The organism is Pseudomonas sp. RU47 (genome assembly GCF_004011755.1).
Taxonomy (GTDB): domain Bacteria; phylum Pseudomonadota; class Gammaproteobacteria; order Pseudomonadales; family Pseudomonadaceae; genus Aquipseudomonas.
The window spans coordinates 5,982,970-5,997,990 of record NZ_CP022411.1; the positions used below are offsets into that span (position 1 = coordinate 5,982,970).

Here is a 15,021-nt window from a genome sequence, read left to right on the forward strand (position 1 = left end):
CCCGCTCTCGATTCGCGTCACGTGTTATTCGGTTTCCAGATCGATATCGATGCCGAGGGAACGAATTTCCTTGATCAACACGTTGAAGGACTCGGGCATGCCCGGCTCCATACGGTGATCGCCATCCACGATGTTCTTGTACATCTTGGTACGGCCGTTCACATCGTCCGACTTCACTGTGAGCATTTCTTGCAGAGTGTAAGCAGCACCGTATGCTTCCAGTGCCCAGACCTCCATCTCCCCGAAACGCTGACCACCGAACTGCGCCTTACCACCCAGCGGCTGCTGGGTAACCAGGCTGTACGAACCGGTAGAACGCGCGTGCATCTTGTCGTCTACCAAGTGGTTCAGCTTCAGCATGTACATGTAGCCAACGGTAACTGGACGCTCGAACTTGTTGCCGGTACGGCCGTCAGTCAGCTGCATCTGGCCGCTTTCCGGCAGGTCTGCCAGTTTCAGCATGGCCTTGATTTCGCTTTCCTTGGCGCCGTCGAACACTGGAGTGGCCATTGGAACACCGCCACGCAGGTTCTTCGCCAGATCCAGGATTTCCTGATCGGAGAAGCTGTCCAGATCTTCGTTACGACCGCCGATCTGGTTGTAGATCTCGTCCAGGAAGGTACGCAGTTCAGCGACTTTACGCTGCTCTTCGATCATCCGGTTGATCTTCTCACCCAGACCTTTGGCCGCGAGGCCCAGGTGGGTTTCAAGGATCTGACCAACGTTCATACGCGAAGGTACGCCCAGTGGGTTGAGGACGACGTCGACCGGGGTGCCATTGGCATCGTGCGGCATGTCTTCAACCGGCATGATCACGGAGACCACACCTTTGTTACCGTGACGACCGGCCATCTTGTCGCCCGGCTGGATGCGACGACGGATTGCCAGGTAAACCTTGACGATTTTCAGCACGCCTGGAGCCAGGTCATCGCCCTGCTGCAGTTTGCGCTTCTTGTCTTCGAACTTGTCGTCCAGCAGACGGCGACGATCAACGATGTAGGCCTGAGCCTTCTCGAGCTGCTCGTTCAGAGCATCTTCAGCCATGCGCAGTTTGAACCACTGACCATGCTCAAGACCGTCGAGAACTTCGTCGGTGATGTCCTGACCTTTCTTCAGACCTGCGCCGCCTTCAGCCTTGTGGCCTACCAGAGCGGAACGCAGACGTTCGAAAGTCGCGCCTTCAACGATACGGAACTCTTCGTTCAGATCCTTGCGGATCTCGTCCAGCTGGGACTTCTCGATCGACAGTGCACGAGCATCACGCTCAACGCCGTCGCGGGTGAAGACCTGTACGTCGATGACAGTACCTTTGGTACCGGTAGGTACACGCAGGGAGGTGTCTTTAACGTCGCTGGCTTTTTCACCGAAGATTGCACGCAGCAGTTTTTCTTCCGGAGTCAGCTGGGTCTCGCCTTTCGGAGTGACCTTACCTACCAGAATGTCGCCTGCGCCAACTTCAGCACCTACGTAAACGATACCGGCTTCGTCCAGCTTGTTCAGTGCAGCTTCACCCACGTTAGGGATGTCCGCAGTGATTTCCTCTGGGCCAAGCTTGGTGTCACGGGCCACACAGGTCAGTTCCTGAATGTGGATCGTGGTGAAACGGTCTTCCTGAACCACACGCTCGGACAGGCAGATGGAGTCTTCGAAGTTGAAGCCGTTCCATGCCATGAACGCGATGCGCATGTTCTGACCCAGCGCCAGTTCACCCATGTCGGTGGACGGGCCGTCGGCCATGATGTCGCTACGCTGAACGCGATCACCTTTGCTCACCAGCGGACGCTGGTTGATGCAGGTGTTCTGGTTCGAGCGGGTGTATTTGGTCAGGTTGTAGATGTCTACACCCGCTTCGCCGGTTTCAACTTCGTCATCAGCAACACGAACCACGATACGGCTGGCGTCGACGGAATCGATCACGCCGCCACGACGAGCAACGACGCAAACGCCGGAGTCACGGGCTACGTTACGCTCCATGCCGGTACCTACCAGCGGCTTGTCAGCGCGCAGGGTTGGTACAGCTTGACGCTGCATGTTCGAACCCATCAACGCACGGTTGGCGTCGTCGTGCTCGAGGAACGGAATCAACGACGCTGCAACCGAAACTACCTGCTTCGGCGAAACGTCCATCAAGGTGACTTCTTCAGGCGCCTTGACGGTGAATTCGTTCAGGTGACGTACGGCTACCAGTTCGTCGATCAGGACTTTCTGGTCGTTCATAGTCGCCGAAGCCTGCGCGATCACGTGATCGGCCTCTTCAATAGCGGACAGGAACACGATCTCGTCGGTGACCACACCCTCTTTCACCACGCGGTACGGGCTTTCCAGGAAGCCGTACTGGTTGGTGCGAGCGTAAGCAGCCAGGGAGTTGATCAGACCGATGTTCGGACCTTCCGGCGTTTCAATCGGGCATACACGACCGTAGTGAGTCGGGTGTACGTCACGGACTTCAAAGCCTGCGCGCTCACGAGTCAGACCGCCAGGGCCGAGTGCAGAGACACGACGCTTGTGGGTAATCTCGGACAGCGGGTTGTTCTGGCCCATGAACTGCGAGAGCTGGCTGGAACCGAAGAACTCTTTCACCGCTGCAGCCACTGGCTTGGCGTTGATCAGGTCTTGCGGCATCAGGCCTTCGCTTTCAGCCATCGACAGACGCTCTTTGACCGCACGCTCAACACGCACCAGGCCAACGCGGAACTGGTTCTCGGCCATTTCGCCTACGCAGCGAACACGACGGTTACCCAGGTGGTCGATGTCATCGACGATGCCTTTACCGTTACGGATGTCGACCAGAGTCTTCAGTACCGCGACGATGTCTTCCTTGCACAGCACGCCCGAACCTTCGATCTCGGTACGACCGATACGACGGTTGAACTTCATCCGGCCGACCGCAGACAGGTCATAGCGCTCAGGGCTGAAGAACAGGTTGTTGAACAGGGTTTCGGCAGCGTCTTTGGTTGGCGGCTCGCCTGGACGCATCATGCGATAGATCTCGACCAGCGCTTCCAATTGGTTGCTGGTGGAGTCGATCTTCAGCGTGTCGGAGACGAACGGACCGCAGTCGATATCGTTGGTGTACAGAGTTTCGATGCGAACAACGCCGGCCTTGGCAATTTTTGCCAGGACTTCAGTGTTCAGTTCGGTGTTGCACTCTGCCAGGATTTCGCCGGTAGCCGGGTGCACGATGACCTTGGCGGTAGTACGGCCCAGGACGTAGTCCAGAGGTACTTCCAGAGTCTTGATGCCGGCTTTTTCGATCTGGTTGATGTGGCGCGCGGTAATACGGCGGCCCGCTTCAACAATGACCTTGCCCTTCTCGTCCTGAATGTCCAGAACCGCAATTTCACCACGCAGACGCGAAGCAATCAGTTCCAGGCTGAGGGTTTCGCCGCTCAGGTGGAAAACGTTGGTGGTGTAGAAAGCGTCCAGCACTTCTTCAGTGGTATAGCCGAGCGCGCGCAGCAGTACCGATGCCGGCAGCTTGCGACGACGGTCGATACGCACGAACACGCAGTCTTTCGGGTCGAACTCGAAGTCCAGCCACGAACCGCGGTAAGGAATGATGCGCGCGGAGTACAGCAGTTTGCCGGAGCTATGCGTCTTGCCGCGGTCGTGGTCGAAGAACACGCCCGGGGAACGGTGCAGCTGGGAAACGATTACACGCTCGGTACCGTTGATTACGAAGGTACCGTTCTCAGTCATCAGGGGAATTTCACCCATGTAGACTTCTTGCTCTTTGATGTCCTTGATCGCTTTGTTCGACGATTCTTTGTCGAAAATGATCAGGCGCACTTTTACCCGCAAAGGTACGGCGAAAGTTACACCGCGCAATACGCATTCTTTGACATCAAATGCCGGTTCGCCCAGGCGATAACCGACGTACTCCAGCGCAGCATTGCCGGAGTAGCTGATGATCGGGAAAACGGATTTGAAGGCCGCATGCAGGCCCACGTCGCGGAACTGATCTTTAGTCGCTCCCGCTTGCAAGAATTCACGATACGAATCCAGCTGGATGGCCAGGAGGTAAGGCACATCCATGACGTCCGGCAACTTGCTAAAGTCCTTGCGGATACGTTTTTTCTCAGTATATGAGTAAGCCATCAGCGTTCCCCAGCTTGGTCACCTGCTTGTTTGGCCCCTCCCGACGGGAGCAGCCAGAAAATCGTGCAAACCCCATGGTTTGCGCCACCGCATCGGGTGGTTACAGCGCCTTTATCAGCACCGACCCAGTCGGCTGCCAATAACGGAAAAAGGCCGGTGGCAAGAGCCACCAGCCATCAGCCTGTCGCTTGACGCTCGGGCTGGAGGAGCAAAGTCGATACTTATTTCAGCTCGACTTTAGCGCCTGCTTCTTCCAGCTTCTTCTTGGCGTCTTCAGCCGCTTCTTTCGAAACGCCTTCAGCTACAACCTGAGGAGCGCCGTCTACTTTCTCTTTGGCTTCTTTCAGGCCCAGACCGGTCAGTTCACGAACTGCCTTGATCACGTTAACCTTCTTCTCGCCAGCTTCCAGCAGAACAACGTTGAACTCGGTTTGCTCTTCAACAACAGCGGCAGCAGCAGCTGGACCAGCCGAAGCAGCAGCAGCGGTAACACCGAAGGTTTCTTCCATCGCTTTGATCAGCTCAACGATTTCCACTACGGATTTCTGGCCGATTGCTTCGATGATTTGTTCGTTAGTCAGAGACATGACTCAATTCCTGAATTGGGGGACGGCCTACGCGACCATCGAAATAAACAAAAAACGCGAGAAGTTGACGAGCCTTAGGCTGCGGCAGCTTCTTTCTGGTCGCGAATTGCCGCCAGAGTACGAGCCAATTTGCTGGTAGCGCCTTGAATCACGCTCATCAGCTGAGAAATTGCTTCGTCACGGGTCGGCAAGGTTGCCAGTACGTCGATCTGATTAGCTGCGAGGAACTTGCCCTCGAACGCAGCTGCCTTGATCTCGAACTTGTCCTGACCCTTGGCAAACTCTTTGAAGATACGGGCAGCAGCGCCCGGATGTTCGTTCGAGAATGCAATCAGGGTCGGGCCGGTGAACACGTCGTTGAGGACACTGTATTGAGTGTCAGCAACAGCGCGCTTGAGCAGGGTGTTACGTACAACACGTACGTAAACGCCAGCTTCACGAGCCTCTTTACGGAGTCCGGTCATTGCGCCTACTGTTACGCCACGTGCATCAACCACGACAGCGGACAGAGCGACTTTGGCAGCCTCGTTGACTTCAGCGACGATGGCCTTCTTGTCTTCGAGATTAATTGCCACGGGTTTAACTCCTGCTTGTTACCGTTTCATTCGATCGGAACCGAATGTCGTTTTGGTGTCTGATTCGGTAAGGAACCGGGAGCACCATCTGCGTAGGCTTATGGTTTAAGACTTGCGTCGCCTACGGTCTTGGATAGCCCCCGCCAGGCAGGGACCCCAATCTTTCAATTGGCGCGAACCATCGCGCCAACCTTTGTCTTACGCGTCCAGCGAGCTCTGATCGATGACCAGACCTGGGCCCATGGTGGTGCTCAGGGTAACGCGCTTGACGTAGATACCTTTCGAAGAAGCAGGCTTGATACGCTTCAGATCAGCGATCAGGGCTTCAACGTTTTCCTTCAGCTTGACGGCGTCGAAGCCCATCTTGCCAACGGAAGTGTGAATGATGCCGTTTTTGTCGGTGCGATAACGAACCTGACCAGCTTTAGCGTTTTTAACCGCGGTAGCTACGTCTGGAGTTACGGTACCAACCTTAGGGTTAGGCATCAGACCACGTGGACCGAGGATCTGACCCAGTTGACCTACAACGCGCATGGCATCCGGGGATGCGATCACTACGTCATAGTTCAGGTCGCCGCCTTTCATTTCAGCAGCCAGGTCGTCCATACCTACACGGTCAGCGCCGGCAGCCAAAGCGGCCTCAGCAGCTGGACCCTGGGTGAACACAGCAACGCGAACAGTCTTGCCAGTGCCGTGTGGCAGCACAGTAGCGCTACGAACAACCTGGTCGGATTTACGCGGGTCTACACCCAGGTTTACAGCAACGTCGAACGACTCGCTGAACTTGACAGTCGACAGCTCAGCCAGCAGAGCAGCGGCGTCTACAATGTTGTAGGCCTTGCCTGCTTCGATTTTGCCGGCGATAGCCTTTTGACGCTTGGTCAGCTTAGCCATTACACACCCTCCACGTTAAGGCCCATGCTACGAGCAGAACCGGCGATAGTACGCACGGCTGCATCCATATCAGCTGCAGTCAGATCCGCGTTTTTGGTTTTCGCGATTTCTTCCAGCTGAGCACGGGTAACGGTGCCAACCTTAACGGTGTTCGGACGAGCGGAACCGCTGGTCAGACCGGCCGCTTTCTTCAGCAGAACCGAAGCAGGGGTGGATTTTGTTTCGAAAGTGAAGCTACGGTCGCTGTAGACAGTGATGATCACTGGAGTCGGCAGACCAGCTTCCAGACCCTGAGTACGGGCGTTGAAAGCTTTGCAGAATTCCATGATGTTCACGCCGTGCTGACCCAGAGCAGGACCAACAGGTGGGCTTGGGTTAGCCTGAGCGGCCTTCACTTGCAGCTTGATGTAAGCGGTAATTTTCTTGGCCATGAGGCACTCCAATTACGGGTTCAAACGCCTCGAAAGGCTCCCCGGTTACTTGCGCGTTTATCCCAGTGACGACAAAACCCCACAGCCTAGGGCTGCGGGGTTGGGATGCTTGTCCAGTTAGACCTTTTCGACCTGACTGAACTCCAACTCTACCGGAGTAGAGCGACCGAAAATAAGCACAGCCACTTGGATCCGGCTCTTTTCGTAATTAACTTCTTCAACAACGCCATTGAAATCAGCGAATGGACCGTCATTGACTCGCACCGTTTCACCTGGCTCGAAGAGAGTCTTTGGCTTCGGCTTGTCGCTACCATCAGCAACACGACGCAGAATCGCTTCTGCTTCTTTATCGGTGATCGGTGCAGGTTTATCAGCAGTACCGCCAATAAAGCCCATCACCCGAGGAGTATCCTTGACCAAGTGCCAAGTACCCTCATTCATATCCATCTGAACCAGCACGTAGCCCGGAAAGAACTTACGCTCGCTTTTGCGCTTCTGGCCATTACGCATTTCAACCACTTCTTCAGTGGGAACCAGAATCTCGCCGAAGCCATCTTCCATGCCAGCCAGCTTTACGCGCTCGATCAGCGAGCGCATCACATGCTTCTCGTAACCCGAGTAAGCATGCACAACATACCAACGCTTAGCCACGGGACACCCTTAGCCGACAATCAAGGAAACAAGCCAGCCGAGCAGGGAATCAAGCCCCCACAACAGCAACGCCATAACCAGAACAACAGCCACCACAATCAGGGTGGTCTGCGTGGTTTCTTGGCGAGTTGGCCACACGACTTTACGAATCTCGGTGCGAGCTTCCTTAACCAGTACAAAGAAAGACTTGCCCTTCGCAGTCTGCAGGCCTACAAAGGCAGCTACAGCAGCAATGACAAGCAAAGCGAGTACACGGTACAGGATCGGCGAAGCAGAGTAATACTGATTGCCAACAACGCCAATAACCACCAAAGCGACAACTACAAGCCACTTGAGCAGATCGAAGCGAGAGCCTTGAGCTTCAGCTTTAGGAGTCATCTATGAAGATCCTGTGAAAAGAAAGCCAGACACACCGAGTGAATCTGGCAGGTCAGGAGGGAATCGAACCCCCAACCTACGGTTTTGGAGACCGTCGCTCTGCCAATTGAGCTACTGACCTAAAACAAAATCAGGCCGACCATTATGCCGGCCCGAAAAATACATTACAACCACTTACTCGATGATTTTAGCTACGACGCCAGCGCCGACGGTACGACCGCCTTCACGGATAGCGAAACGCAGACCGTCTTCCATCGCGATGGTTTTGATCAGGGTAACAGTCATCTGAATGTTGTCACCTGGCATTACCATTTCAACGCCTTCTGGCAGCTCGCAGTTACCAGTCACGTCAGTAGTACGGAAGTAGAACTGTGGACGGTAGCCTTTGAAGAACGGAGTGTGACGACCGCCTTCTTCCTTGCTCAGAACGTAAACTTCTGCGGTGAACTTGGTGTGCGGCTTAACCGAACCCGGCTTAACCAGAACCTGACCACGCTCAACGTCGTCACGCTTGGTACCACGCAGCAGAACGCCGCAGTTCTCGCCAGCACGACCTTCGTCGAGCAGCTTGCGGAACATTTCAACACCGGTGCAAGTAGTAACGGTGGTGTCACGCAGACCAACGATTTCCAGCGGATCTTGAACGCGAACGATACCGCGCTCGATACGACCAGTCACAACAGTACCGCGACCCGAGATCGAGAATACGTCTTCGATTGGCATCAGGAACGGCTTGTCGATCATACGAACTGGTTCTGGGATGTAGGCATCCAGAGTCTCTACCAGCTTCTTGACAGCGGTAGTGCCCATTTCGTTGTCGTCTTTGCCTTCCAGCGCCATACGAGCCGAACCGATGATGATTGGAGTGTCATCGCCCGGGAAGTCGTAGGTGGACAGCAGGTCGCGAACTTCCATCTCAACCAGTTCCAGCAACTCAGCGTCGTCTACCAGGTCAGCCTTGTTCAGGAAAACCACGATGTACGGAACGCCTACCTGACGGGACAGCAGGATGTGCTCACGGGTTTGCGGCATCGGACCATCAGCGGCCGAGCAAACCAGAATAGCGCCGTCCATTTGAGCAGCACCGGTGATCATGTTCTTCACATAGTCAGCGTGACCTGGGCAGTCAACGTGAGCGTAGTGACGGATCTTCGAGTTGTACTCAACGTGTGCGGTGTTGATGGTGATACCGCGAGCTTTTTCTTCTGGTGCGCTGTCGATCTTGTCGAAGTCAACGATTGCGGAACCGAAAACCTCGGAGCAAACGCGAGTCAGAGCAGCAGTCAGAGTGGTTTTACCGTGGTCAACGTGACCAATGGTCCCAACGTTGACGTGGGGCAGGGAACGATCAAATTTTTCCTTAGCCATCGATATCACCCTCAACAGAAGAAATTAGACAAACAATATCAACCATTAAAACAAAGGCAGATATTTTCATATCTGCCTTGTTATATGGAGCTCTTGAGCGGATTTGAACCGCTGACCTCACCCTTACCAAGGGTGTGCTCTACCAACTGAGCTACAAGAGCGAAACACTTGCACAACCTGCAAACTTGGAGCGGGTAGCGGGAATCGAACCCGCATCATCAGCTTGGAAGGCTGAGGTTCTACCACTAAACTATACCCGCGGAGCCTGCAGCTCACGCTTAAATCTGGTGGAGGGAGAAGGATTCGAACCTTCGAAGTCGTAGACGTCAGATTTACAGTCTGATCCCTTTGGCCGCTCGGGAACCCCTCCTAATCAGGCCGGCATTCTATACTATGCCAAACCCCTGTCAAGCATTTTCTCATTTAAAAACCTGAGGTTAGCTGCGCTGACGTCGCTTCACGCTGAATCCCTGTTTAGGTCTTCACTGTGGAGCGGGCGCCATTCTATGCAAACTATTCAGCAGGTGCAACCCCCTCACACAGCATTATTTTATGTTTTAACTCGTTGAATTCCTTGGAAAGGTTTTGCAACTGGGCGCCCCCTAGCAAACGCTGGCTCTGAGGCGCGACAGACAACCAATAACCAGCCCCAGGAGCATCCTTCGACGAAGTTTTCACATCGACACCCATTTCAGCCAACCGCTGTCGAAGGGCGGAAATCGATTCTTCCCGGGAAAAGCCACCAAGGAAAAGGCACTCTTGCCGCCGAGCCCCCTGCACCTCCCGAACATCGCCCTTCGTTTCACTGAGCAAGCGAATGTCTTGCTGGGAACCTCGATACAAACTAAGAGGCGTCACGTCCTTCGCCCGCAAGGGCGCCTCCTGCTGATGCCAGACATAATAGAAACCATTAAGAACAAGGAGCAGGAGAAACAACCAACGCATACAAACCTCAGGAAAAAGGACACGCCATAGCCAAGCCCACAAACACGAGGTCGGGTACGACTCGGGCTTCAGGCGCGACATCTGCGACCAAAACAGCATCACCGCCAGTTATAAAGACTGCGAAATCTTTCCCCCAGTAGGAACTAGCCATTTCCAGTTGAGTCAGCACAAAACCTCGCAACATTAACGAGCACCCACGCTCCACCGCCTCAACAGTGCTCCGCCCAGGCGCATTGCTGGACAGCGCGCGTTCAGCCGCCAGGTCGCCATAGCGAATCTTGCGGGTATGAGTACGCAACTGATTTCGCATCAACGGCATCCCCGGGCAAATAAAGCCGCCCAGATGCTCTCCATCAGCAGCAATAAAATCAGCAGTCACCGCCGTACCGAAATCGAGGACCAGGCAAGCGCTGCCCGATGCCAGATGAAACCCGCCAAGCATGGCCAACCATCTATCGAGCCCGAGACGCTCGTAGTCTTCATAACCATTTTTGACACCAGACATTTCACGAGCGGACTCAGCGCACACAACCGAAATACCGAACTCCCGCTCGATCGCATTGATCAATGCATCAGTTTCCTCTGCAGTCCTGACACTGACCACGCGACACTTGCGCAGCACAAGCCCATCAAGAGATCTCAAACTGTCAAGCAACGCTAGATCAGAGTCGACAACCCCTTCAGAAAAGAGAGCGTCGGGCGCAGCCTTCAGTACTCGCCATTTAATAAAGCTGTTCCCGCAGTCGAGCTCAAGAATCATCACGCAACCTCAGACTGAGCTCACCACCACTAAAGACTTTTTCCACGCCATCCACCTTCAGGCGCAGAGCACCCTGACTATCTATTCCGAGCACCACGCCATCTACCTGACTCGAACCCGCAATCAATGATACAGGCCGATCCTGCCACAGGTGATTGGCCTCCCATTCTGCCTGGAGAACCGAGAAACCATCCGCCTGATGACGCTGGATGTAAGCACTTAACTGCTCACTCAGCTCAACCACCAAAGCATTACGATCACTGCTCTTGCCTGACTCAAGCCGAATAGAGGTCCATTGCTGGTCAACTTCATCAGCAAGCTGCATATTCACGTTGATACCAATACCCAACACCACGTGGCAAACATCTGCCGGATCTCCAACGAGTTCCAGGAGAATGCCAGCGATTTTCTTGTTACCTACCAAGACATCGTTGGGCCACTTCAATCCGGCACTTGGCACACCAAAATTTCGCAGAGCCTGCAAGACAGCCAACCCCACGACAAGACTCAAGCCCTCGAGCTGGCGCATTCCGCCATTAATACGCAGGACAAGGCTGTAATAAAGATTTTCAGCGAACGGACTCACCCACTTGCGACCTCTTCGCCCACGCCCGGAGACTTGCCGCTCCGCGAGCACCAAAAAGGGGGCCAAACTACCTTGGCCGATCGCGCGCAAAGCCTCAGCGTTTGTCGAGTCGACCGAATCCAGAACGGTCACCGGCCAGCTTGGCGCCATTGCAGATATAGTCAGAGAGTCGAGCAGCATCAATGGTGCAGCCAGTTGATAGCCCCGCCCCCGAACTTTATGAATGGATAAGCCAAGATCAGCCTCCAGATGCTGAAGCTGCTTCCATACCGCACTTCGACTTATTCCCAGGGCAGCGCCCAGATCCTGACCAGAATGGAATCGACCATCCTTCAGAAGGTTCAACAACGTCAGCATGCAGGTCTCGCCTCACAATGAGGCCCGAATAATAGCCATGCCCCGGGCCGTTGCATAGAAATCAAGCAGATACATTTCCTGCGGGCAAAACAAAACCCCAACTGCTTTCGCAATTGGGGTTTCGGAATTTAATCTTGACGATGACCTACTCTCACATGGGGAAACCCCACACTACCATCGGCGATGCATCGTTTCACTGCTGAGTTCGGGATGGGATCAGGTGGTTCCAACGCTCTATGGTCGTCAAGAAATTCGGGTACTGAGTCGTGGCCTTGTGGCCTCGCTTCAGCAAATTGGGTATGTGACAGCTTTCGGTGTTTTTTGTGAGATTCGAACTTTCGGTTCGTTTCGTCTTCACACACCGCAATCTGGCCTTTCGACGCAAATTGCTTGGGTGTTATATGGTCAAGCCTCACGGGCAATTAGTATTGGTTAGCTCAACGCCTCACAGCGCTTACACACCCAACCTATCAACGTCGTAGTCTTCGACGGCCCTTCAGGGAACTCAAGGTTCCAGTGAGATCTCATCTTGAGGCAAGTTTCCCGCTTAGATGCTTTCAGCGGTTATCTTTCCCGAACATAGCTACCCGGCAATGCCACTGGCGTGACAACCGGAACACCAGAGGTTCGTCCACTCCGGTCCTCTCGTACTAGGAGCAGCCCCTCTCAAATCTCAAACGTCCACGGCAGATAGGGACCGAACTGTCTCACGACGTTCTAAACCCAGCTCGCGTACCACTTTAAATGGCGAACAGCCATACCCTTGGGACCGGCTTCAGCCCCAGGATGTGATGAGCCGACATCGAGGTGCCAAACACCGCCGTCGATATGAACTCTTGGGCGGTATCAGCCTGTTATCCCCGGAGTACCTTTTATCCGTTGAGCGATGGCCCTTCCATACAGAACCACCGGATCACTAAGACCTACTTTCGTACCTGCTCGACGTGTCTGTCTCGCAGTCAAGCGCGCTTTTGCCTTTATACTCTACGACCGATTTCCGACCGGTCTGAGCGCACCTTCGTACTCCTCCGTTACTCTTTAGGAGGAGACCGCCCCAGTCAAACTACCCACCATACACTGTCCTCGATCCGGATAACGGACCTGAGTTAGAACCTCAAAGTTGCCAGGGTGGTATTTCAAGGATGGCTCCACGCGAACTGGCGTCCACGCTTCAAAGCCTCCCACCTATCCTACACAAGCAAATTCAAAGTCCAGTGCAAAGCTATAGTAAAGGTTCACGGGGTCTTTCCGTCTAGCCGCGGATACACTGCATCTTCACAGCGATTTCAATTTCACTGAGTCTCGGGTGGAGACAGCGCCGCCATCGTTACGCCATTCGTGCAGGTCGGAACTTACCCGACAAGGAATTTCGCTACCTTAGGACCGTTATAGTTACGGCCGCCGTTTACCGGGGCTTCGATCAAGAGCTTCGCGTTAGCTAACCCCATCAATTAACCTTCCGGCACCGGGCAGGCGTCACACCCTATACGTCCACTTTCGTGTTTGCAGAGTGCTGTGTTTTTAATAAACAGTCGCAGCGGCCTGGTATCTTCGACCGGCATGAGCTTACGGAGCAAGTCCTTCACCCTCACCGGCGCACCTTCTCCCGAAGTTACGGTGCCATTTTGCCTAGTTCCTTCACCCGAGTTCTCTCAAGCGCCTTGGTATTCTCTACCCAACCACCTGTGTCGGTTTGGGGTACGGTTCCTGGTTACCTGAAGCTTAGAAGCTTTTCTTGGAAGCATGGCATCAACCACTTCGTGTTCTAAAAGAACACTCGTCATCAGCTCTCGGCCTTAAGATCCCGGATTTACCTAAGATCTCAGCCTACCACCTTAAACTTGGACAACCAACGCCAAGCTGGCCTAGCCTTCTCCGTCCCTCCATCGCAATAACCAGAAGTACAGGAATATTAACCTGTTTTCCATCGACTACGCTTTTCAGCCTCGCCTTAGGGACCGACTAACCCTGCGTCGATTAACGTTGCGCAGGAAACCTTGGTCTTTCGGCGTGGGTGTTTTTCACACCCATTGTCGTTACTCATGTCAGCATTCGCACTTCTGATACCTCCAGCAAGCTTCTCAACTCACCTTCACAGGCTTACAGAACGCTCCTCTACCGCATCACCCGAAGGTGATACCCGTAGCTTCGGTGTATGGTTTGAGCCCCGTTACATCTTCCGCGCAGGCCGACTCGACTAGTGAGCTATTACGCTTTCTTTAAAGGGTGGCTGCTTCTAAGCCAACCTCCTAGCTGTCTAAGCCTTCCCACATCGTTTCCCACTTAACCATAACTTTGGGACCTTAGCTGACGGTCTGGGTTGTTTCCCTTTTCACGACGGACGTTAGCACCCGCCGTGTGTCTCCCATGCTCGGCACTTGTAGGTATTCGGAGTTTGCATCGGTTTGGTAAGTCGGGATGACCCCCTAGCCGAAACAGTGCTCTACCCCCTACAGTGATACATGAGGCGCTACCTAAATAGCTTTCGAGGAGAACCAGCTATCTCCGAGCTTGATTAGCCTTTCACTCCGATCCACAGGTCATCCGCTAACTTTTCAACGGTAGTCGGTTCGGTCCTCCAGTTAGTGTTACCCAACCTTCAACCTGCCCATGGATAGATCGCCCGGTTTCGGGTCTATTCCCAGCGACTAGACGCCCTATTAAGACTCGCTTTCGCTACGCCTCCCCTATTCGGTTAAGCTCGCCACTGAAAATAAGTCGCTGACCCATTATACAAAAGGTACGCAGTCACAGAACAAAGTCTGCTCCCACTGCTTGTACGCATACGGTTTCAGGATCTATTTCACTCCCCTCTCCGGGGTTCTTTTCGCCTTTCCCTCACGGTACTAGTTCACTATCGGTCAGTCAGTAGTATTTAGCCTTGGAGGATGGTCCCCCCATATTCAGACAAAGTTTCTCGTGCTCCGTCCTACTCGATTTCATGACTAAGAGATTTTCGCGTACAGGGCTATCACCCACTATGGCCGCACTTTCCAGAGCGTTCCGCTAATCTCAAAGCCACTTAAGGGCTAGTCCCCGTTCGCTCGCCACTACTAAGGGAATCTCGGTTGATTTCTTTTCCTCAGGGTACTTAGATGTTTCAGTTCCCCTGGTTCGCCTCTTGCACCTATGTATTCAGTACAAGATAACCATCTTATGATGGCTGGGTTCCCCCATTCAGACATCTCCGGATCAAAGTCTGTTTGCCGACTCCCCGAAGCTTTTCGCAGGCTACCACGTCTTTCATCGCCTCTGACTGCCAAGGCATCCACCGTATGCGCTTCTTCACTTGACCATATAACCCCAAGCAATCTGGTTATACTGTGAAGACGACATTCGCCGAAAATTCGAACTTCTCAATTAAGAGAACTCACAAATTTTACCTTAGCCT

At 53.9% G+C, this 15,021-nt stretch carries 11 protein-coding genes, 4 tRNA genes and 2 rRNA genes; all 17 read right to left on the reverse strand.

All coding sequences use genetic code 11. The annotated features are described in order from the left end of the window. Window positions 1–24: 24 nt before the first annotated feature. The gene (gene rpoB / locus CCX46_RS27400; RefSeq protein ID WP_127929971.1) at window positions 25–4,098 is read right to left on the reverse strand and encodes a DNA-directed RNA polymerase subunit beta; all 4,074 of its coding nucleotides are present in this window, start codon (window positions 4,096–4,098) and stop codon (window positions 25–27) included. Window positions 4,099–4,319: 221 nt separating this feature from the next. Next, window positions 4,320–4,685 carry a 50S ribosomal protein L7/L12 gene (rplL, locus tag CCX46_RS27405; RefSeq protein WP_003228750.1) on the reverse strand — a complete coding sequence of 122 codons (366 nt, stop codon included), beginning with the start codon at window positions 4,683–4,685 and terminating at the stop codon, window positions 4,320–4,322. Window positions 4,686–4,759: 74 nt separating this feature from the next. Next, window positions 4,760–5,260, reverse strand: coding sequence for a 50S ribosomal protein L10 (gene rplJ, locus CCX46_RS27410; protein ID WP_008081912.1), 501 nt, complete (start codon window positions 5,258–5,260; stop codon window positions 4,760–4,762). 198 nt (window positions 5,261–5,458) lie between these two features. Further along, complete coding sequence (gene rplA, locus CCX46_RS27415) at window positions 5,459–6,154, reverse strand: 50S ribosomal protein L1 (RefSeq protein ID WP_007916481.1); 696 nt, start codon at window positions 6,152–6,154, stop codon at window positions 5,459–5,461. Continuing rightward, window positions 6,154–6,585, reverse strand: coding sequence for a 50S ribosomal protein L11 (rplK, locus tag CCX46_RS27420; RefSeq protein WP_003228756.1), 432 nt, complete (start codon window positions 6,583–6,585; stop codon window positions 6,154–6,156). The genes rplA and rplK overlap by 1 nt, the downstream gene beginning before the upstream one ends. 117 nt (window positions 6,586–6,702) lie before the next feature. After that, on the reverse strand, window positions 6,703–7,236 hold the full coding sequence (nusG, locus tag CCX46_RS27425) for a transcription termination/antitermination protein NusG (protein ID WP_007957598.1): 534 nt from the start codon (window positions 7,234–7,236) through the stop codon (window positions 6,703–6,705). A 9-nt stretch (window positions 7,237–7,245) separates the two neighbouring features. Continuing rightward, entirely contained in the window at window positions 7,246–7,614 is a 369-nt protein-coding gene (gene secE / locus CCX46_RS27430; RefSeq protein ID WP_127929972.1) for a preprotein translocase subunit SecE, read from the reverse strand. 45 nt (window positions 7,615–7,659) lie between these two features. After that, a tRNA-Trp gene (locus CCX46_RS27435) sits at window positions 7,660–7,735 on the reverse strand. Between the two features lie 53 nt (window positions 7,736–7,788). Beyond that, the gene (tuf, locus tag CCX46_RS27440; protein WP_064361246.1) at window positions 7,789–8,982 is read right to left on the reverse strand and encodes an elongation factor Tu; all 1,194 of its coding nucleotides are present in this window, start codon (window positions 8,980–8,982) and stop codon (window positions 7,789–7,791) included. 85 nt (window positions 8,983–9,067) lie between these two features. Beyond that, window positions 9,068–9,143: transfer RNA gene (locus CCX46_RS27445), tRNA-Thr, on the reverse strand. A gap of 25 nt (window positions 9,144–9,168) precedes the next feature. Further along, window positions 9,169–9,242 (reverse strand) — tRNA-Gly (locus CCX46_RS27450). A 25-nt stretch (window positions 9,243–9,267) separates the two neighbouring features. Further along, window positions 9,268–9,352, reverse strand: a tRNA-Tyr gene (locus CCX46_RS27455). Window positions 9,353–9,495: 143 nt separating this feature from the next. Further along, a complete protein-coding gene (locus CCX46_RS27460) occupies window positions 9,496–9,927 on the reverse strand; it encodes a hypothetical protein (RefSeq protein WP_127929973.1) in 432 nt (143 codons plus the stop codon). 7 nt (window positions 9,928–9,934) lie between these two features. Beyond that, entirely contained in the window at window positions 9,935–10,687 is a 753-nt protein-coding gene (locus CCX46_RS27465; protein WP_127929974.1) for a pantothenate kinase, read from the reverse strand. Beyond that, entirely contained in the window at window positions 10,677–11,630 is a 954-nt protein-coding gene (gene birA / locus CCX46_RS27470) for a bifunctional biotin--[acetyl-CoA-carboxylase] ligase/biotin operon repressor BirA (RefSeq protein ID WP_127929975.1), read from the reverse strand. Before birA ends, CCX46_RS27465 begins: the two co-directional genes overlap by 11 nt. Window positions 11,631–11,762: 132 nt before the next feature. Further along, window positions 11,763–11,878: ribosomal RNA gene (rrf, locus tag CCX46_RS27475) — 5S ribosomal RNA — on the reverse strand. 153 nt (window positions 11,879–12,031) lie between these two features. Beyond that, a 23S ribosomal RNA gene (locus CCX46_RS27480) occupies window positions 12,032–14,925 on the reverse strand. Window positions 14,926–15,021: the final 96 nt, after the last annotated feature.